The sequence below is a fragment of the Lysobacter sp. TAB13 genome, assembly GCF_052113885.1.
In the GTDB taxonomy this organism is placed as follows: Bacteria; Pseudomonadota; Gammaproteobacteria; order Xanthomonadales; family Xanthomonadaceae; genus Lysobacter; species Lysobacter gummosus.
This window is the reverse complement of the sequence record NZ_JBFRDR010000003.1, coordinates 289,419-309,103: the sequence shown is the minus strand read 5'-3', so window position 1 is coordinate 309,103 and position 19,685 is coordinate 289,419. Positions and strand designations below refer to the sequence as shown.

Here is a 19,685-nt window from a genome sequence, read left to right as displayed (position 1 = left end):
TAAGCCGATGCACGACGGCGCCGGCCCCGAGCCCGGCGGCGGATTCCGCGGCCGGCCAGCCGCGGCCTTTTCGCTGCGGGAAATGCTTGAGATCGCGTTCAAGGACCGGCGCCGCATCGCGATGGCGTTCGCGATCTCCTTCGGCCTGGTGCTGTTGGCATCGCTGTTGCCGACCGCGCGCTACGTTTCCGATGCCAGCCTGCTGGTGCGCCTGGGCCATGAATACGTCTATCTCGCCGATACCTCCGAAGGCGGCGGCAGCGGCGGCGCCACGCCGCTGATGTTCGACCGCACCGAGGCATTGAGCGCGGAAACCGAGATCCTCGCCAGCCGCGACGTGATCCGCGATGCAGTCGCGCGCGTCGGTCTGGGCCGGCTGTATCCCTCGATCGCCCGGCAGAGCGAAGACCCGCGTCGGCCCAAGATCGATCAGGCCGTGCAAGCCTTCCGCGAACACATGGACGCGCACCTGCTCAAGGGCGCCACGGTGATCCAGATCAACTTCAGCCATTCCGATCCGGTTGTCGCGCAACAAGCGTTGCGTGCCTTGGTCGATACCTATCTCGACCGCCGCCGCGCGATCTTCTCCGACGATCAGGTGCGTTTTCTCGCCGGCCAGGTCGCCGCGGTCGACAAGCGTCTGAAAGATTCCGAGCGGCGCCTGACCACGTTCAAGCAGACCCACGGCATCGTCAACTACGACCAGCAGATCAGCTTGTTGCTGCAGCAGGGCAACGACCTGGAAACCCGTTTCAACGAGGCAAGCCAGCAGGCGCAGACCGCGAATGCGCGAGCCAAGACGCTCAAGCGCATCGCCGGAAAGACCCCGGCGAATCTGGTCCAGTACAGCGAAACCCTGGGCGATCCGCAGGTGCCGCGGCAGCTGTTGGACCTTCAGCTCAAGGAACAGAGCCTGCGTTCGCGCTATGTCGATGACAACCCGTTGGTGGTGAACGCGCAGAAGGATGTTTCCACCGCCGAATCCTTCATCCGGCAACAGCGCCGCGCGCCGCCCACCACGGTCCGCACCGGCCGCAATCCGGTGCGCGAGGCCGCCGAGCTGGATCTGCTGCGTGCGACGTCGGACGAATCGGCGCTGGCGGGCGGCCGCAAAGCTTTGCAGGAGCGCCTCACCCAGTTGCGCAAGCGCGCCGCCGAGCTGAGCCGGCAGCAGATCGAACTGGGCGCGCTGAGCCGTGAACAGAAACTGCTGGAAGACAGCTACGCCAACTATGGGCGCAAACTGGAAGCCGCCCGCATCAACGAGGCGCGCGATCAGAAACAGCGCACCAGCGTCAGCGTGCTGCAGGCGGCGAGCTGGCCGCTCAAGCCCAAGAGCGTGCGGCTTGCGATCATCGGTATCGGTTTCTTCTTCAGTCTGGGCGTGGCGCTGATCGTCGCGTTCCTGTGCGAGGCCTTGCGCTCCAGTTTCCTGTCGCCGGAGAAGCTCGAACGCAGCCTGGGCCTGCCGGTGCTGGCGACGATGCCGCTGGTGGAGCGCTGATGGCGGCGGGCCGTCCGCCGCTGACAAGGCGTGCGTGGCGCGGCCTGATGTTCCTGCTGTTGTTGCTCAGCGGCAGCGCGGGCGCGGCCGGGTTTCAGCGCGGCGTCAATCTGAGCCGATGGTTCGAAGCCAGCGCCGGAGCGCCGGTGGAAAGCCGCGAACTGCGCCGCTTGCGCGATGCCGGTTTCGATCACGTGCGTATTCCGGTCGATCCGGTCGCGCTGGGCTGGCAGCCGGCCCGCGGCCCGCGACTGACCGGCACCGCGCGATTGCGCGCCGCGATCGACACGGCCTTGGCGGCCGGATTGGACGTGATCGTCGATATGCATCCCAGCCAGGACACGAAGCAGTCGATCGAGAGCGACGCGGCGTGGGCCGATGGCTATGTCGCGATGTGGGAGCAGCTGGCGAGCGAGTTCAAGCCGCTGCCGCCGCAGCGCGTCGCTTTCGAGCTGTTCAACGAACCCGGCTATTACGGACTGACCGGTCCCTTCGTTTGGAGCCGATACCAGAGGCGATTGGTGAAGACCGTTCGCGGCGTATTGCCGCGGCACACGCTGATCGTCAGCGGCCGCAAGGGCGGCAGCCTGGAAGGCCTGACCGAACTGGCCCGGCTCGACGACGACAATCTGATCTACAGCTTCCACTACTACCTGCCGTACATCTTCACCCATCAAGGCGCGAGCTGGATGCAGGGCGATCAATGGACCACGGCCGGGCATTGGCACCGCGTGCGCTACCCGTCGGCGCTCGCACGCGCACAGTTGCCGCGTACCGACGGAACAGTCGCGGTAGGCAGGGCCAGGGACGAATTGACCGAGTATTTCCAGGCCGGCTGGGACCGCGAGGAGATCGCCAAGCAATGGCAGCCGCTGCGCGACTGGGCGCGAGTCAACCGAGTCCGCGTGCATTGCGGCGAGTTCGGGGTGATCCGTAACGGCGTGGATGCGCAATCGCGGTATCGCTGGATCGGCGACGTGCGCTGGCTGGTCGAGGCGAACGGTTGGGGCTGGTCGGTGTGGAATTACGCCGACGATTTCGGCATCACCGCCAACAGCAACACCGACGGGAGCGCGCGCGGCGAACTCGAGCCCGCGGCCCTGCAGGCGTTGGGCCTGGACAAGGCCGCGCGATGAACACGGTCAGCGCGCAAGCCGGTGTCCTTCAACGCATCAGCTACGCGATCGCCGCGTCGGCCCTGGTTGCGTATCTGACCCTGTCGCCAGCGTTATTGTCCGCGCTGGGAATTCCCTACGACGCGCCTTACGGCAACTTCCTGTTCAAGCTGCACCCGGGCGATTATTTGCTCGCAACAGCACTGGCGTTTTCGATGGCCGGGCAGGGCAATCCCCTGGTCGCGCTGCTAGCGCGGTTGCGCGAATCGCCGCCGCTGAGCCTCTATCTGGCCGCGATGGCGCTGGCGTTCGTCTACTCGCTGCTGCGTTACGGTCCATCGGGTTCGGCGTTCTTCATCGACACCCTGATGATGCCGGTGGCGGTCGTGCTGATCGCGAGCCGTTTGAACGACGCGCAGTTGCGCGGCATTTTCCGGCTCATTGTGGTTCTGGTGGTCGTAAACGCGGCGATCGGTCTGGCCGAAGCGGTGTTCCAGCACCACCTGGTGCCCTATACCGTGGCCGGCGGCGTGCCGGTCATCGAAGACAAATTCCGCGCGACCGCCTTGCTTGGCCATCCGCTGGAAAACGCCTTGCTGACCAGCCTCGTGCTGCTCGCTTGCCTGGATATGCCGATGCCGCCGTGGCGACGCTGGACGCTGACCGGTTTACTGATGCTCGGCTTGCTCGCCTTCGGCGGGCGCACCAGTTTCCTGCTGACCGTCATGGCGTTGCTGGCCTATTCGGCGTTGAACGCGGGGCAGGGGTTGCGCGCCGGGCGTTACGGCTATCTGCATATCGTCGGTTCGTCGGTCGCGGCATTGTTCGCGCTGCCGGCATTGGCGGCATTGGTCTGGAGCAGCGGCCTGGGCGAGCGGATCTTCGAAGGTCTGTATCTGGACGACAGCGCCACCGTGCGCTTTCGCATCTTCTCGGTATTCGATTACCTCGATCTCTACGATGTCCTGTTCGGCATTTCGCCGGCGCAGATCCAGGAGTTGTCGGCGCGCATCGGCCTGTCCAGGAATCTGGAAGCCATCGAGAATTTCTGGTTGTTCATGCTGCTGCAGTTGGGTGTATTCGGTTTTGCGACGTTCGTGATCGGTCTGTTCAGCGGCCTGTGGTTGCTGTGGCGTCGCGCCGGAACCGGCGCGCGCTGGACCTTGCTGGTGTTTGTGATCACCGCATCGACCACCAATTCGTTGGCGTCGAAGACCAGCGCCTTGACCTTGCTGTTCGCGATGCTGTGCGGTCTGGCCGGCTACCGTTCGGCGCGTCAGCTTACTTCTCAGGCCGTCAGACGGCCGAATATGTCCGTGCGACAGGGAGTCCATGCATGACCCGTTTATCCGTCATCAGCGCGCACGACGGATGGCAGCTCAGGCCGCCGCGACCGCTGCGCGCCTTGCACCTCATCAACGGCGAGCACTATGCCGGCGCTGAGCGCGTGCAGGATCTGCTGGCGCAGCAACTGCCGCGGTTCGGTTGGGTGGCCGATTTCGTCTGCCTCAAGCAAGGCGTGTTCGAGCAAGTCCGCGAGTCGGTCGAGAGCCGGGTAACCACGCTCGGCATGCGCTCGCGCCTGGATTTCTCGCCGGCAAGACAGGTCGCGCGCCTGCTGCGCGAGGGCAACTACGACCTGTTGAACACCCACACCGTTCGTTCGGCCTTGATCGGACGCTTCGCCGCGCGACGCGCGCGCAAGCCGATGGTCCACCACGTCCACAGCCGCACCGACTTCGATACCGAGAGCGCCCTGCGCAACGGGATCAACAGCGCGATTCAGACCTTCAGTCTCAGGCGCGCGAAGCGTCTGATCGCGGTGTCGCACGGAACCGCCGACTATCTGCGCAAGATCGGCTACGACGACGATCAGATCCGGGTCGTCCCGAACGGGGTCCCCAGAGCGGTCGCGCCGCGGGACTGGCGGCCGCCCACGTCGCAATGGGTGCTCGGCATGGTCGCCTTATTCCGCCCGCGCAAGGGTGTCGAGGTATTGATCCAGGCACTGGCCTCGCTGCGAGCGGCCGGATATCCGGTGGTCTTGCATGCGATCGGCGGTTTCGAAAGCGAGCCGTATCGCCAGCAAGTGCTCGCGTTCGCGCAAGCGCAGGGAGTGGCCGAGGCCATCGTATGGACCGGTTTCACCCGCGATATCGCCGGCGAGCTGGCCAAGGTCGATTTGTTCGTATTGCCCAGCCTGTACGGCGAAGGCTTGCCGATGGTGCTGATCGAGGCATTGGCGGTCGGATTGCCGGTCGTCGYCACCTCGAACGAAGGCATTCCCGAAGTGCTGGCCGATGGCGGCGCCGGAATGCTGGTGCCGCCGGGCGATGCGGACGCGTTGACCCAGGCGGTGATCGCGATGATCGCCGAGCCCAAGCGCACGCAAGCGCTGGCGCACGCGGGTCTGCGCAGGCAGCGCGAGCATTATTCCGATATCGCGATGGCGCGGCAGGTCGCCGCGGTGTACCAGGAAGTGCTGCAGGGGACTGAGTCGTGAACGATGTTCTGGCCGCGTCCGCCTCGGGCGACCGCAAGATTTCGCGGATTCACGATTTGCTCGAACGGGTGCGCGTCATCGCCGACCCGCGCCAGCATCGCCGTTTGCTCGATGAGCTGAGCCGGCCGAAGCGCGCGAGGGTCGTTTCGTTTCTGAATCAGCATGCCTTCAATCTGGCATGGACCGATCCCGCGTTCGGCGCCGATCTGCTGCGCAGCGATGTCCTGCTGCGCGATGGCGTCGGCATGGCCGCCTGCCTGCGTTTGCTCGCGCGCGAGCCCGGGATGAATTTGAACGGCACCGATTTAATTCCCCAGGTGATCGCGGCCTATGCCGGCCGGCGCGTGGCGTTGATCGGAACCCGCGAACCCTATCTGGAACGCGCCAGTCACTACCTGCGCGAGCGCGGCGCCGATGTCGTCTGCGCGCTCGACGGATTCGGCGATGAAGCGCGTTACCTGGCGGCGATCGCGGAATCCCGGCCGGATCTGGTGATCCTCGGCATGGGGATGCCGAAACAGGAGCGGATCGCTTCGCGTCTGGTCGCGGCGGCGGACTATCCGATGCTCATCGTCAACGGCGGCGCGATTCTGGATTTTCTCGCCGGACGTTTCCCGCGGGCGCCGATGTGGGTTCGCGGTGTCCGGATGGAGTGGCTGTACCGGCTGGCCCGCGAGCCGCGGCGTTTGTGGCGGCGTTATCTGCTCGGCGGCGCGCAGTTCCTGTCGCGCGTTGTTCGGCTGTGTTGGGGCGATGGCCCGGACCCGTCCGCGGCCCGGATGAGTCGCCCCGCGAATTCCAACGTAACGACCTGGGAGATGCCCTCGATGGCCATGGATATGCAGCCTTTGTTCGCTCAGACCGATACGCGTCTGGCCCAGTTGGTGCAGCGCCTGGATGTGGGCCTGGGCGAAGGCGGAAGACGCATCGTGCAATTCATCGCGGCGCGGCCGGGCGAGGGCGTCAGCAGTCTGGCCTACAGCTATGCGCTGGCCTCGGCGCAACTGCGCAAGCGCCGGGTGCTGCTGCTTTCCAACGACATAGACGATGCCGAACACGCGGCGTGCCTGGTCGATGAAGTCGGCGGGGGCGATTCCAATCCGGTCGCATCGGCCGCCGGCGAGGGCGTGACTCGCATGCGGTTGTTCAGCGATACGCGCAGCTATCAGGACAATTACGCGGTGCTGGACGACAGCGCCGTCTGGAAAGGACTGGCCGAGCGCTTCGACGAAATCGTCGTCGATGCGCGCTCGCCTTTCGCCCTGGCCACGGCAAAGCACGCCGGCGGGGTGATTCTTGTGGTCGAAGCCGAGGTTACGCGCGCCTCGCTGCTGCGCAAGTTGCTCGACGATCTGGCCGGAGTCAACGCGCGCGTGCTCGGATCGGTCTTGAACAAACATCGTAGCCATCTGCCGTATGCGTTGCATGAGCGACTTTGAAGATTCATCGGCTGCACGGGTCCGTATCGCCGTTCTGTTGCCTGCGGTTCGCGGTCGCGTGTGGCAGGAACACGCAGTCGTAGCTCTGCGACAGTTGCCCGGAGTAGATGTCGAAATCCGTCGCGTCGATGTCGAGCACAGCGGCGATGCTCAGTGGCGACGGTTGCAGACCGCAGTGCCGGCCCTGCGCGAATCTTCCGCGCCTCGTTTCGATCCCGAGCCCGGCGACCCGTTCTGGAACGCGGTGATCGACCTGGCGGGCGTCGATGATCCCAATGCGTGGCGCGCATGCAGCATGCGCGGTGTATGGCAGCCGTTGGATGCGCAGGGCACCCACTTGGCCGCCGCCTATCCCTGCCTGGCCTCTATCACTTCCGGCACCGGCGGCGAGCTGCTGTTGGTCCGCAACGGCGACACGATCATCGATTCGGTTCGCTTCTACGCCGATCCGCGCTACCCGAACTCGCTGGAAAACCTTTACAAGCAGATCGTCCCGTTGCTGAGCAACTCGGTGCGGGATATGGCTTACGCCGACCGCGACGAACCCGCATCGGTATTCTCGCGCCAGCCGCGTCCGACGCGGTTGCGGCGAGCGGTCCATGAAATCCGCGGCCGCGCGTTGGCCTGGCGCAGGCGTCTGCAGGCGCAGTGGCTCAGCGAGAGCTGGATGATCGGAGTCATCGACGCGCCGATCCAGCACATGATCGACCAGCCGGTGGAAGACAGGGTTCGGTGGCTCGGTCCGCGCGAGTCGGTGTTCTATCGCGCCGATCCATTCGGCGTCCCCGGCGACGATCGCCGCGTGTATTGCGAGGTCTACGATTACCGAGACGGCTTCGGCCGCATCGAAGCCGTCGAACTCGGCGACGGCCAGAGCATCGTCGATGCAGCGCCGGCTCAGCTGAAACTGCCCGGGCATACGTCCTATCCGTATCTGTTCGAGCACGAGGGCCGGGTGTACGCCGTGCCAGAAACCGCGGCTCGGGAAAAATGCGAGCTGTACGAAATCGATGAAACCGGGCAGTGGCGCTTCGTTACGGTCTTGCTGGACGGCGTGGCGGCGGCCGATGCCAGCCTGTTCCTGTGGAACGGTTTGTTTTGGCTGGCCTATTCCGATCTGGCCCTGGGACCGTTCGACAATTTGTGCTTGAGCTATTCCAGGGAACTGCATGGCCCTTGGAAGCCGCACCTGCGCAATCCCGTCAAAGTGGATCACCGCAGTTCGCGCCCGGCGGGAACGCCGTTCGTTCACGAGGGCGTGCTGTATCGGCCGGCGCAGGATTGCGGCAGCGGCTACGGACAGGCGGTGGTGATCAATCGGGTCTTGTTGTGCACGCCGCAACGCTATCGCGAAGAAGCCGTGCGCCATTGCCGTCCCGATCCGGGCGGGCGCAATCCGCACGGCCTGCACACCGTGTCGGCCTGGGGCGAGCGGACCTTGATCGATGGGAAACGTTACGTTTTCAATCTGCACGAGCTGAGCCGCAAGCTGCGGCATCGGCGCGAAGATTCTCGCCGGGCGGTTCGCGAATGAGTTTCATCGGCTCCGCGGCAGGCCTGTCCGCGAATCGGTCTGGACTAGCGCCTGCGCGTAAGGTCATGGTCTATCTGCCGCAGCTCAAGGTGGGCGGCGCCGAGATTTCGATGCTGCGCCTGGCCCAGGGACTACGGCTGCGGGGCGTCGAAACCGCGTTCGTGGTGCATCGCGCCGACGAAGCGGCTCGTGCCTTGGCGGGCGATATTGAGCTGATATCGCTGGAGGCCGGCCGGACCTTGAGCGTGCCGAACCGATTGGCGCGGCTGTTGCGCAGCCGAAGGCCCGACATCCTTATTTCGGCGCTCACGCACAGCAATATCGTCGCCTGCCTGGCCGCGCGTCTGGCCGGCTCGCGAACGCGAGTGGTCGTGACCGAGCACGCGCCGATCTCGTCGATGCGACAGCTGGATCGGTCGCGGCGTTATCGCGCGACGCTGCGATTGATGCCCTGGGCTTATCGGCTCAGCGATGCGATCGTGGCGGTATCGCAAGGCGTATCGAACGATATCGCCGGGCCGCTGGGGCCGGCCAATTGGTCGCGTCTTTCGGTCATTGCCAACCCGATCCTGCGCGACGATTGGCAGGTGCTGTCGGAAGCGGTGTTGGACGATGACTGGTTCCTGCCGGGCAGCACACCGGTGATCCTGTCGGTCGGCCGCCTGAGTCCGGAAAAGAACTTCGTCGGACTGATCCGCGCTTACGCCGGGCTGCGCCTGCCGATGCGCGTGCATCTGGCGATCATCGGCGAAGGCCCGCAGCGACCGGTCCTGCAAGCGCTGATCGACGATCTGAGCTTGGGCGAGCGCGTGCGTTTGCTGGGGCAGCGCGATAATCCCTACGCCTACATGCGCCATGCCCGCATCTTCGCGTTGGCCTCCGTGTTCGAAGGCTTCGGCAACGTGTTGATCGAAGCCATGGCCTGCGGCGCGCCGGTCATCAGTACCGATTGCCCGGTAGGGCCGCGCGAGATATTGCGCGACGGGCTCTACGGGGCCTTGGTCGCGGTCGGCGATACGGCGGCGCTGACGGCGGCCATCGAGAACCAACTGCAACGTCCCAACGCTCAGATGCAGGCCGATGCCAAGGCGCATGCGCTGCAATTCACGGTCGAGCGCAGCGTAGACCAGTATCTGGCGCTGTTCGATCGCATCGCGCCGATCCGCGGCGCGTAGCGCGACGAAGTTCCTGGATCTTATTGAGCCCGGTTCGCGCGCCGGGATTTCATCGCCGAGAGCCGCTCGCGCAGCTTCGGATGGGCCGCCAACCATTGCCTGGCCCGGTGCTTGAGCGCGACCTGTCCGCTTTGGGGCAACCCCTTCCACGACAGGGCGATGGTCGAGTCGAACAAGTCCAGTTGGTCCGGCATGAAGCCGCGTTTGTAGGCGTAGTCGCCGATGGTGAAATCGAAATGACGCACGCCCTGGGCGTGCAGCGCGGCCATCGTGCGCTCGATCACCAGCCGGCCGGGCGAGCAATTGCGCCACTCGCCGGCGGCATTGCCGATTCGAATCATCGCGTATTCGTTGTTCCGGCGCAGGCCGAGCAAGGCCGCGACGACTTCTTCGCCCGCCGTCAGCGCGGTCAGGATCACCTCGCCGCTGGGCAGGCCTTGCCTGATCAGGGTTCGATAGAACTCGCGATAACCCGGCTCATCGAGAATATAGGCCCAGCCTTTGCCATGGATCGCGCCGCGCTGATGAACTTCCAGCGCATCCATGACCTGCATCGCTTGCCCGACATCGACGATCTGCTCGAAGCGCGCATCGGGATGGCGGGTGAACACGCGCCAGGATCGTTCCAGCTCCTTGCGGTGAGTCTTTTCGCGGCTGAAACGCCAGGCTTCGAAGTCCTCGCCGATCGTCGCCGGATTGCCGAACAAAGCCGATTGGCGCGTTCCGGGAAGCAGGCGCAACGGATTCGGGCGATCGCCGATGCGCTCGGGCATCTTGTCGATCATCCACAGATCGGCGCGGGGCAGGGCGCGACGCAGAGCGCCGAACATCGCGCGTACGGCTTCGCCGTCGTCCGGGCAGTCGGGCATCCATAGCGGCGCGGCATAGTCGGTCACGCCGGCGTCGGCGAATGCGATACGGATCAGGCCGTCGCGTTCTTCGCGCACCAACGGCAGCGCCATTACTGTGCGTCCATCGGAGCGGCGGGCGATGCTGGCCAACAAGGGCGTGCGTCCGGCCTGGGCGCCGAGCGTCGCGTACCAGGCCGCCAGCCAATGCGTGGTCTGGAACATGCTGGTGATCGCGCCCGATTCGATCCAGCCCTGCCAACGCGGCAGCGCTTTCGCGACATCGGTTGCGATGCTCGCGGTGTAGGTGTCGCGGTCGATGTTCATGCGGAAAGATTGCCGTCGAGATCGACAATCCGGCCGGGATGCTCGGGGTCGAGACGGAAATCCACTGGACGCGCGGCGCGGCGCAGGGAGTCCAGCCGGCCGCTGCGGCGCCACAGCGATTGCAAGGCCGCCTTGGCGTAGAACGAGGGGCCGCTCAAGCGGCGATTACGCGGCGTGTGGTGGAAGTAGCGGCGCAGAATGCCGTTGGCCATGTTGATCATATGGCTGCGGCGGATGTCCTGCGTCCAATACTCCAGGGTCATCGAAATGTTGAGGCAGTCGTGGTTCTCGATCCGATGCGGCGAATTGAGCGGCCAGAACAGGCCTTGTCCGGCTTCCAGGTCGAACACTTGCGCGCCCTGGTCGAAATCCGGTTCGTAGCGCAATCCGACTTCCAGCTGGCTCAACGCGATGTTTTCCAATCCTTCCGGGCTCAGGAAGGGCTGGCGCGGCGGATAGAGGTAGATGCGTTTGCGGCCATGCAACTGCAGCAGCCCCTGCCCGGGCAGGTCGGCGTGGTAATAGACCTGCGCGTTCGGCGAGGACACCAGGATGCCCATGCGGTGGTCGTAGCTCGACACCGGCGGCGCCAGCGCGCCGGCCTCGGCGAACAAGGCCATCATCGCCGCGCGCAGCGACGGGTCGATGTCATGCCCGTCGCGCAGGTTCAGCCATAGGCGGCCGCGTTCGATCGCATCGAGCACCCGATGGCCGTCGAGTCCGCCGAATTCGCCTTCGCGCCACACCCGCTTGCCGTTCACGCCTTGCTCGCCCATATGCACGATGGAGTAGCTCTGCCGCGGATAACGGCCGATCAGATCGGCGATGGCGGCTTTATCGAAGCCGGGATCGGTATGCAGGCGGTGTTCGAACAACAGCGGCGCCTGTTGCCATTGCGCGGGCGATTGCGGCGTGAGTGCGCTCAACGGCGCGCTTGCGGTGCGATCCATGTCGGGAGTCTTCAGGAGGTGGGATTGAGAGAGCCGCGCAACTTGCCCAGATGGCCGCGGTAGCACAGCGCGAGCGTGGCCGCGTACACCGCGCCGCCGAGCACTACCGCGCCGATCAGCGCGGCCCAGCCCGACAGCGGCGGCAGTACCGACAGCGTCGCGGCCATCACCGCGGTCGCCAGCACGATGCGCAGCAAGTGCGCGAGCGGGACCGGCATGTCGAGCTTGCGCACGGCGATGACGAACGACACCAGCGCGCCGATCAGCACCGCCGCGAACGCGCCCCAGGCCGCGCCGGCCAGACCCATCGTGCGCAGGCCGATCGCCGCGCCGACCAGGAACAAGCCGGTTTCCAGGGCGTCGATCGCCAGGGTCCAACCGGTTTTCTGCGCCAGCAGGAACGGCTGATTGGCGAAGTGGCTGCGCAGGTTCTTGACCAGCCCGGCGAGCGTCGCGATAGGCAGGATGCTCAGCGTCGTGGCGACATACGGGCTCGATACCGCCAAACGCGACAGCGGGTCGGCGAGCAGTATCAATCCGGCCGCGGTCGGCAGCAGGATCGCGCACAGCAGCGCGCCGTTGAGCGCGAGTTGTTCGAGCGCGCGGTGCTTTTCGCCGTCGGCTTCCAGGCGCAATGCGATCGGGAACGCGGCCGCGGTGACCAACATCGCGGCGAACGCGCAAGCGCGCTGGCCCAAGGTCCAGCCGACCGAGAACAGGCCGACCGCGGCGATGCCCATGCCGTGTTCCACCACGAAGCGGATGCCGTTGCCGGGCACCCAGGCCAGCACGCCGCTGACGGCGAGCGGCAGGCCGTAGAGGCAGATCCGCCGCAGCAACGCGGCGTCGGGCCGGTGCAGATGCAGTTTCAGGCGCAGGCTGGGCACGGCGAACGCCAGCGAGAGGGTCTGCGCGATCGCGTAGGCGGCCAGCACCTGGGTGGGGCCGATCTGCGCGGGGCCGTTCGACATCGAACTGGCCCAGGTCCAGCCGATGAGCAATCCGCCCAGCGGGCCGACACTCTGCAAGGCGGTGTATACGCCGATCGCGTTGGCGACCTTGGCGCGCTCGGCCAGGTGCGTGCAATACGAGCGGGTGAAAGCGAATACGAACAAGGTCAGCAGCAAGGTCGCGTCGGGCCATTCGTGCGCGACGTAGCGCAACAGCACCAACAGCGTCGCCGCCTGCAGCGCGCCGTTGGCGAAGAACACCCAACTCTCGATCACATCCATGCGTTCGCGCGTGGCCGTATCGGCGCCGGGCAGGAAACGCAGCAGGAAGTACGACCAGAACGCCAGGAACAGCAGGTACACCGCTTCCTGCGTCGCCAGCGCCAGGGTGAACAGGCCGAATTCGTTCGGATCCAGCCAGTGCGTCCACAGCACGATGGCCGCGAGCTGGGCCAGAGGGCCGAGCAATTGCGCAGGCAGATACAGAACGGTCTGACGGATCAGCATGCCGCGTCCATGCCGGCAGCGTCCGTCGCGGCGTCCGCGCTGTTCGGTTGGGGACGCTTGCCGCCCACTGGCCGACGCATGTCCTTAGATAGCCAGTTCATTCATAAGTCTGAATATATTTAAGTGATTTGCGTCACAAATTGAGCGTGCCGCATACTCCCATGCAACGCCCCGGAGCGACAAGCGTTCGCCGCGGAAAACCAGGTAATCGCTTCAGATTCAAAGGAATTTCGTGACATTTTCTTCACCCGGGTTAAGGCCCGGGACGCGCCGCGTTCCTGCGTCGGCCGACAAGCGCCGCACGCGCCACATCCTGGTCTGCGGCGGCGCCGGTTACATCGGCGCGCACGCCGCTTATGCGCTGGCGCAGCAGGGATTCGAAGTCAGCGTGCTCGACAATCTGAGCACCGGCCATCGCGAAGCCTTGCGTTGGGGACGATGGATCGACGCCGATCTGCTGCAGCCGCAATCGCTCGATGCCGCGTTCGCGCGGCCGGTCGATGCGGTGATGCACTTCTGCGCGCGCTCGCTGGTCGGCGAGTCTGTAGTCGCGCCTTACGACTATTACGACAACAATGTCGTGGGCAGTCTGAATCTGCTGCGCGCCATGCATCGCCACGGCGTCGGCAAGCTGGTGTTTTCCTCATCCGCCGCGGTGTTCGGCCATCCGGTCGGCGAAAGAATCGACGAAGCGCATCCCAAAGCGCCGATCAATCCCTACGGCGCCAGCAAGCTGATGGTCGAGCGCATCCTCGCCGACGCCGCGCAGGCCTACGGTCTGCGTTCGGTGTCGCTGCGTTACTTCAATGCGGCCGGCGCGGCGGCGGAGGCCGGCATCGGCGAATCACACGATCCCGAAACGCATCTGATCCCCAACGTGATCCGCGCGGGGCTGGGGCAGGGCGCCGCGCTCAATGTCTTCGGCGACGACTACGACACCGCCGACGGGACCTGCGTGCGCGACTACGTGCACGTGCTGGATCTGGCCGACGCGCATATCCGCGCCTTGGACTGGATGGACGGCAACGAGGGCGCGCACTGTTTCAATCTCGGAAACGATGCCGGGTTCAGCGTGCTGCAGGTCATTCGCGCGGCCTCGCAAGTCATGGGGCGGGACATCGAATATCGAGTGCTGCCGCGCCGTCACGGCGATCCGGCGGTACTGGTCGCGTCGAGCCAGGCCGCACGCGTCCATCTGGGCTGGACGCCGCGCTATACCGGTATCGAACGCATCATCGAGAGCGCGTACCGCTGGCATCGCGATCCTGGATTCTGATCGGCGGCCTCGGGCAACGAAGTTGCCGCACGCGCGTCGCGGCGGCCGGGGCGGAACAAGGGCTATGCGGCGAAGGATCGGCGTTCCAGCGTCGCCGATCGATCGCGAGCCCGGTCGGCGAGTGCGGACGCCCGAGCGTTCCGCTAACGCGGTTGCGGTGCCGAGCGCACTTCGCCGCACCGATTCAACTAATTGACCAGGCGCTTCACCGCGCCGACGCCCGTTCGAAATCCGTCGCACGTCACACACCGTCGCACCGAACCATGCGCATGCGCGCGCGGCCCGTTGGTGCCGCCGAAAAAGGTCGATTCGCGCGCGCTCCATGTTGCGTCGCGACAAATAAAACGGCCAAGAAACCGCTTTCTTTCCAATCCTTTGTCCCGCGAGTCCAGATTTATTGACAGCGCTGTCATGCGCGTGTCAAATCGCCCCGCAGTACAGAGGGGCGTGGCAGGACGTGCCTGCATATCCATCGTGCGATCCTGGGGAGGAGTTTCGATGAAGCAAATGCGTGTTGCCCCGCGGCACACCCTGTTGACGTCCGCACTGCTGTTGGCGCTTGCCCAGCCGGTGTACGCACAGAGCACCACACCGGCGCCGGACACCGCCGCCGAACCGCAACCGCAACGCCGCACCGGCGCCGCGGACGAAGCCAGGACGCTCGACACTGTCGTCGTTACCGGCATCAAGGGAAGCCTGACCTCGTCGATGAACCTCAAGCGCGACGCGCAGGGCGTCGTCGATGGCATCGCCGCCGAGGACATCGGCAAGTTCCCCGACACCAATCTGGCCGAGGCGCTGCAGCGCATCAGCGGCGTGTCGATCGACCGCAGCAACGGCGAAGGCTCGCGCGTGACCGTGCGCGGCGTCGGTCCCGACTTCAACCTGGTCCTGCTCAACGGCCGGCAGATGCCGACCGCCACCGGCGGCCGTGCGTTCGAATTCAGCGATCTGGCCGCCGAATCCATTTCCGCGGTCGAGGTCTACAAGACCAGTCGCGCCGCCACGCCCACCGGCGGCATCGGCGCCACGATCAACATCAAGACCGCGCGCCCGCTGGACAATCCGGGCATGCACGCCAATGCCGGCATCAAGGGCATCTGGGACGGCTCCGACGACGATCTGCCCGGCAGCCTGCGCGGCAGTTCGGTCACGCCCGACGCGTCGGGCATCTTCAGCAACACCTTCGGCGACGGCCGCTTCGGCGTGTCGCTGAGCGCGAACTACCAGAAGCGCGAATCCGGCTCGGCGTCGGCGTTCGTGGCCTCCGGCAACGGCTGGCGTCCGTTCATCGACACCCCGCTGGCCAGCGGCGAAGGCTCCGGCTCGGCGCTGCCGCTTCCGGGCCGGCCCGGTTCGGAGAACATCACCAACCGTCCTGGCCCGAACGACGTCTATTCGATGCCGCAGAGCCTGGGCTACAGCGTCAACTCGGTGAAACGCGAGCGCATCAACAGCCAGCTCACCTTCCAGTGGGCGCCCACCGACGATCTCACCGCAACGCTCGATTACACCTACTCGCGAAACAAAATCGAGCAGATGCGCAACGACATGTCGGTGTGGCTGAACTTCACACCGGGTGTCAGCTCCTGGACGCCGGGTTCGGGTTCTTCGCCGCTGACCTATGACGAGCGCTACGCGGGCAATTCGGACTTCGCCAACGGCACTAGTAAGTCGGCGGTGAAGCGCGAGAACAAATCCGTCGGCCTCAACGTCGAATGGAACGTGACCGACAAGTTCAGCCTGAACCTGGATTACCACCGCTCCACGGCCGATTCGCTGCCCGACAGCCCGTACGGCTCCAGCAACACCCTGGCCAGCGCCGGCTTCTTCCGCGCCGGCAACACCATTGATTTCAGTCGCGATTTCCCGGTGCTGACGCTGCACCTGCCGGCGGGCATGACCGCCATCGATCCGGCGCAGATGCTGGTGACCGGTTCGGTGTTCCGCAACGATCGCCAGCGCGCCGAGATCGAACAGTTCCAGGCCAGCGGCGAATACCAGTTCCAGGACTACTCCAAGCTCAACTTCGGCGTCGCCAGCACCGATTACGAAAACCGTTCGGCCTTCACCAACGTCCAGCTCGACACCTGGGGCGGCGCCACCAGTGTCAACGATTACCCCGATTCGGTCTGGCAGTTGCAGCATATGGGCGACTACTTCAACGGCGTCAGCGGCAGCCGCGATCCGCGCTTCACCGATTCGTTCTTCCTGTTCGACTTCGACACGGTGCGGCAGCTGGCCGAGGACGCCTGGGTCAAGAACGGCAAGGGCATCCGCGACGACTACCGCGCTTCGTTCGACTACAGCGGCGCGCAGGTTCCCGGCAGCGCCGCCAACCGCTCGGTGGGCGACAGCCAGGTCCGCGAGAAGTCGAGCAGCTTCTACGTCCAGTGGAGCAATACCTTCGACTGGAAGCTGCCCGTCAATGTCGCCGCCGGCGTGCGCTACGAGCGCACCAAGGTCAAGGCGCAGGCGTTGCAGCCGGCGCCGGTCGGCATCGACTGGGTCTCGGAGAACGAGTTCATCATCCGCTACTCGGGCTCGGAATTCCGCAAGCTCGACGGCGACTACAAGTATTGGCTGCCCAGCCTGGACGTCTCGGTGGATCTGACCGAGAACATGAAGCTGCGCGCGAGCTACGGCGAGTCGATCGGCCGTCCGAACTGGAGCAACCTCAACCCGGCGCTGGGCGTCGGCGGCCAGGCGCGCTTCGACGGCGGCGGCGGCGGCGCGGGCAATCCCGCCCTCAAGCCGCTGGAATCGCGCAACTTCGATCTGTCTTACGAGTGGTACTACGGCGAGTCGAGCTATCTGTCGGTCGGCTATTTCCGCAAGAACATCGACAACTTCATCGCCAACCAGGTCAGCCGCCAGACGCCGTATCCGGATCTGCATACGCCCGCCAGCGGTGCATATTGGAACGCGGCCATCGGCGCGGGCGGTTGCGCCGCCACCGACCGGCCCTGCATCCGCAACTACATCCTCAACACCTTCAACGGCCAACCCGGCGTGGTGAGGACCGGTACCAACGCCAACGGCTCGCCCACCGGCACCATCAGCGGCCTGCCCGGCGATCCGGTGCTTACCTTCAACATCACCGAGCCGGTCAACAACCGCGCCGATACCCTGGACGGTTGGGAATTCAACATCCAGCACGTGTTCGGCGAAAGCGGCTTCGGCCTGGCGGCGAACTACACCATCGTCAATTCCGGCCTGACCTACGACAACGGCCGGCTGGGCACGCAGTTCGCGATGACCGGCCTGAGCGATTCGGCGAACGTGGTGGCCTTCTACGAGAAGGGCCCGTGGCAGGCGCGCGCGGCCTACAACTGGCGCGACGAATTCCTGACCTCGTTGGGCGACGGCAAGGGCGCCAATCCGATCTACGTGGAAGCCTACGGCCAGCTGGACATGAACGTCAGCTACGCGGTCACGGAGAATCTGGTGTTGTCGCTGGAAGGCATCAATGTGACCGACGAGACCATGCGGACCCGCGGTCGCAACAAGCGCCAGCTGTATTCCTACGATCAATCCGGGCCGCGTTACATGTTCGGGGTGCGCTACAAGTTCTGATCGCGGCGACCGCGGCGTTTGTCCGCCGGTGCGCACGGGGCGGCCGTTGTTCCGGCCGGCCCGGGCGTCGCCAGCGGCGGCGCGGCGAACATCGTCCGCGGCCGCGTCCCGCCGTTCCCGCATCCGGGCGGCGGGCGAGGCCTTCCCCTCGGCGCGTTGCGGGTACATCCTCCGCGGAAACCTCGCCGCTGCGGAAACGCGGGCCGCTGGGCGCAGTCCCGCCCGGTCCGCACCGATCCTGGAAACCGCGATGTCCCAAGCCGTACTGCTCAACAACATCGATCACCACGACCTGCGCGTGATCACCGCTCGCGGCGCGCGCTACGGCGACGACACGATGTTGGCGCCGACCTTCTTCCGCGAATTCCGCGAACTGCAGGCCTGTTACCCGGTGGTGTTCCAGAAGACCGCCGAGGGCGGCTTCCTGCCGGTGGCATTGCTCGGCCTGCGCCAGAACGAGAATCTGTTTCTGGATGGTGAGCGCTGGGACGCGCACTACCTGCCGATCGCGGTCGAGCGCCTGCCGTTCCTGATCGGCATCGCCGATGAAGAACCGATGATCCACGTCGATCTGGCGCACCCGCGCGTCGCCCGCGGCGGCGCGCAGGGCGAGGCGTTGTTCCTCGAACACGGCGGCACCACCGCGTTCCTGGAGCGCATGGCCTCGGTGCTGCGCACGCTGCACGACGGCCTGCAGGACAACGCCGGCTTCATTGCCGCGCTGCTGCGCCATGAGTTGCTGGAACCGTTCGCGCTCGATTTTCAACTGGATGATCGCTCGCAGCACCGCCTGTCCGGCTTCCACACCATCGACGAACAACGCCTGCACGGGCTCGACGGCGCTGCGTTGCATGAACTGTCGCAGGCCGGTTATCTGGAAGCGGCGTACATGGCGCTGGCGTCGATGTCGCACCTGCGCGACCTGATCGAACGGATGAACCGCCGTCATGCCGCCGCTCGTTGAGGCCATCGAGGAACTCCACGGCATCGATGCGGCGGCGTTGCCGTCGGCACTGTTGCACCCGACCCGGCCCTACGTCCTGCGCGGCGTGGCGGCGAACTGGCCGATCGCCCGCGCCGGCGCCGCGTCGGCGCGCGAGGCGATCGGCTACCTCAAGGGTTTCGCGCGCGACACGCCGGTGACGGTGAGCGTGGCGCCGGCGCAGGCCGGCGGTCGTATTTCCTATCGCGAAGGCCTGCAGGGCTTCAGCTTCACCCAGGAGCGGGCGCCGCTGCCGGTCGTGCTCGACACCTTGCTGCGGCAACTCGACGATCCGGCGGCGCCGACTTTGTATGTCGGCTCGACTACCATCGATACCTGGCTGCCCGGCCTGCGCGACCACAACGATTTCGGATTCGGCGCGCTGCAACCCTTGGCGAGCATCTGGATCGGCAACCGCACCCGCATCCCCGCGCATCAGGACGTGCCGGACAACATCGCCTGCGTGGTCGCCGGCCGGCGCCGCGTGACGCTGTTTCCGCCGGATCAATTGCAGAACCTGTACATCGGGCCGCTCGACCGCACGCCGGCCGGGCAGGCGGTGAGCCTGGTCGATTTCGCCGCGCCCGATTACCGGCACGATGAGCAGCGTTTCCCGAAGTTCGCCGAAGCCCTGCGCCATGCGCAGAGCGCCGAACTCGCGCCCGGCGACGCGGTGCTGATCCCGAGCATGTGGTGGCATCACATTCAAGCGCTGGACGCGTTCAACGTGCTGGTCAACTACTGGTGGCGACAATCGCCGAAGTGGATGGACACGCCGATGAACGCGCTGATGCTCGCGATCATGAGCGTGCGCGATCTGCCGCCGGAGCAGCGCGAGGTTTGGCGCGAGGTGTTCCGTCATTACGTCTTCGATGCCGACGCGCAGACCGCGGCGCATATCCCGGAAGCCGCGCGCGGCATGCTCGCGCCGATCGACGAACTGCGCGCCCGCGAACTGCGCGCGCGCCTGCTACAGGCCCTGAACCGTTGAGAGACGCC

General features: G+C 65.7%; 14 protein-coding genes. 11 read left to right on the top strand and 3 right to left on the bottom strand.

All coding sequences use genetic code 11. The features are described 5' to 3' along the window. Positions 1–7: 7 nt before the first annotated feature. The 7 genes from AB4Y92_RS06040 to AB4Y92_RS06010 all read left to right on the top strand — a co-directional run bounded on the left by AB4Y92_RS06040 (position 8) and on the right by AB4Y92_RS06010 (position 9,270). Positions 8–1,504: a GumC family protein gene (locus AB4Y92_RS06040; RefSeq protein ID WP_441818802.1), complete on the top strand. Its 1,497-nt coding sequence runs from the start codon at positions 8–10 to the stop codon at positions 1,502–1,504. Beyond that, on the top strand, positions 1,504–2,640 hold the full coding sequence (locus tag AB4Y92_RS06035; RefSeq protein ID WP_441818801.1) for a glycoside hydrolase family 5 protein: 1,137 nt from the start codon (positions 1,504–1,506) through the stop codon (positions 2,638–2,640). Before AB4Y92_RS06040 ends, AB4Y92_RS06035 begins: the two co-directional genes overlap by 1 nt. Next, positions 2,637–3,959 carry a VpsF family polysaccharide biosynthesis protein gene (locus AB4Y92_RS06030; protein WP_441818800.1) on the top strand — a complete coding sequence of 441 codons (1,323 nt, stop codon included), beginning with the start codon at positions 2,637–2,639 and terminating at the stop codon, positions 3,957–3,959. Before AB4Y92_RS06035 ends, AB4Y92_RS06030 begins: the two co-directional genes overlap by 4 nt. Continuing rightward, the gene (locus tag AB4Y92_RS06025; protein WP_441818799.1) at positions 3,956–5,122 is read left to right on the top strand and encodes a glycosyltransferase; all 1,167 of its coding nucleotides are present in this window, start codon (positions 3,956–3,958) and stop codon (positions 5,120–5,122) included. Before AB4Y92_RS06030 ends, AB4Y92_RS06025 begins: the two co-directional genes overlap by 4 nt. Next, positions 5,119–6,561 carry a WecB/TagA/CpsF family glycosyltransferase gene (locus tag AB4Y92_RS06020; protein ID WP_441818798.1) on the top strand — a complete coding sequence of 481 codons (1,443 nt, stop codon included), beginning with the start codon at positions 5,119–5,121 and terminating at the stop codon, positions 6,559–6,561. The genes AB4Y92_RS06025 and AB4Y92_RS06020 overlap by 4 nt, the downstream gene beginning before the upstream one ends. A gap of 94 nt (positions 6,562–6,655) precedes the next feature. Then, complete coding sequence (locus AB4Y92_RS06015; RefSeq protein ID WP_441818797.1) at positions 6,656–8,095, top strand: glucosamine inositolphosphorylceramide transferase family protein; 1,440 nt, start codon at positions 6,656–6,658, stop codon at positions 8,093–8,095. A gap of 65 nt (positions 8,096–8,160) precedes the next feature. Further along, the gene (locus tag AB4Y92_RS06010) at positions 8,161–9,270 is read left to right on the top strand and encodes a glycosyltransferase (RefSeq protein ID WP_441818796.1); all 1,110 of its coding nucleotides are present in this window, start codon (positions 8,161–8,163) and stop codon (positions 9,268–9,270) included. 20 nt (positions 9,271–9,290) lie between these two features. Here AB4Y92_RS06010 and AB4Y92_RS06005 read toward each other — a convergent pair whose 3' ends face one another. From AB4Y92_RS06005 to AB4Y92_RS05995, 3 genes are read right to left on the bottom strand one after another with little or no spacing between them, the layout of a single operon-like run. Next, positions 9,291–10,445: a GNAT family N-acetyltransferase gene (locus tag AB4Y92_RS06005; RefSeq protein ID WP_441818795.1), complete on the bottom strand. Its 1,155-nt coding sequence runs from the start codon at positions 10,443–10,445 to the stop codon at positions 9,291–9,293. Beyond that, positions 10,442–11,395: a hypothetical protein gene (locus tag AB4Y92_RS06000; protein WP_441818794.1), complete on the bottom strand. Its 954-nt coding sequence runs from the start codon at positions 11,393–11,395 to the stop codon at positions 10,442–10,444. The genes AB4Y92_RS06005 and AB4Y92_RS06000 overlap by 4 nt, the downstream gene beginning before the upstream one ends. An 11-nt stretch (positions 11,396–11,406) precedes the next feature. Next, positions 11,407–12,852: a lipopolysaccharide biosynthesis protein gene (locus AB4Y92_RS05995; RefSeq protein ID WP_441818793.1), complete on the bottom strand. Its 1,446-nt coding sequence runs from the start codon at positions 12,850–12,852 to the stop codon at positions 11,407–11,409. Between the two features lie 310 nt (positions 12,853–13,162). Between AB4Y92_RS05995 and galE the strand changes: the two genes are divergently transcribed. From galE to AB4Y92_RS05975, 4 genes are all read left to right on the top strand, one after another. Beyond that, positions 13,163–14,128 carry a UDP-glucose 4-epimerase GalE gene (gene galE / locus AB4Y92_RS05990; RefSeq protein WP_441818828.1) on the top strand — a complete coding sequence of 322 codons (966 nt, stop codon included), beginning with the start codon at positions 13,163–13,165 and terminating at the stop codon, positions 14,126–14,128. Between the two features lie 498 nt (positions 14,129–14,626). Next, the gene (locus tag AB4Y92_RS05985) at positions 14,627–17,704 is read left to right on the top strand and encodes a TonB-dependent receptor (protein ID WP_441818792.1); all 3,078 of its coding nucleotides are present in this window, start codon (positions 14,627–14,629) and stop codon (positions 17,702–17,704) included. Between the two features lie 250 nt (positions 17,705–17,954). After that, the gene (locus tag AB4Y92_RS05980; protein ID WP_441818791.1) at positions 17,955–18,668 is read left to right on the top strand and encodes a SapC family protein; all 714 of its coding nucleotides are present in this window, start codon (positions 17,955–17,957) and stop codon (positions 18,666–18,668) included. After that, the gene (locus AB4Y92_RS05975; protein WP_441818790.1) at positions 18,652–19,677 is read left to right on the top strand and encodes a cupin-like domain-containing protein; all 1,026 of its coding nucleotides are present in this window, start codon (positions 18,652–18,654) and stop codon (positions 19,675–19,677) included. The genes AB4Y92_RS05980 and AB4Y92_RS05975 overlap by 17 nt, the downstream gene beginning before the upstream one ends. Positions 19,678–19,685 lie beyond the last annotated feature (8 nt).

Excerpts from the sequence above, each read along its gene's own strand:
- AB4Y92_RS05995 (WP_441818793.1), bottom strand. The coding sequence starts at position 12,852 with ATGCTGATCCGTCAGACCGTTCTGTATCTGCCTGCGCAATTGCTCGGC.
- AB4Y92_RS05985 (WP_441818792.1), top strand. The coding sequence starts at position 14,627 with ATGAAGCAAATGCGTGTTGCCCCGCGGCACACCCTGTTGACGTCCGCA.
- AB4Y92_RS06000 (WP_441818794.1), bottom strand. The coding sequence starts at position 11,395 with ATGGATCGCACCGCAAGCGCGCCGTTGAGCGCACTCACGCCGCAATCG.
- AB4Y92_RS06010 (WP_441818796.1), top strand. The coding sequence starts at position 8,161 with ATGGTCTATCTGCCGCAGCTCAAGGTGGGCGGCGCCGAGATTTCGATG.
- AB4Y92_RS06030 (WP_441818800.1), top strand. The coding sequence starts at position 2,637 with ATGAACACGGTCAGCGCGCAAGCCGGTGTCCTTCAACGCATCAGCTAC.
- AB4Y92_RS05975 (WP_441818790.1), top strand. The coding sequence starts at position 18,652 with ATGCCGCCGCTCGTTGAGGCCATCGAGGAACTCCACGGCATCGATGCG.
- AB4Y92_RS05980 (WP_441818791.1), top strand. The coding sequence starts at position 17,955 with ATGTCCCAAGCCGTACTGCTCAACAACATCGATCACCACGACCTGCGC.
- AB4Y92_RS06040 (WP_441818802.1), top strand. The coding sequence starts at position 8 with ATGCACGACGGCGCCGGCCCCGAGCCCGGCGGCGGATTCCGCGGCCGG.
- AB4Y92_RS06005 (WP_441818795.1), bottom strand. The coding sequence starts at position 10,445 with ATGAACATCGACCGCGACACCTACACCGCGAGCATCGCAACCGATGTC.
- AB4Y92_RS06035 (WP_441818801.1), top strand. The coding sequence starts at position 1,504 with ATGGCGGCGGGCCGTCCGCCGCTGACAAGGCGTGCGTGGCGCGGCCTG.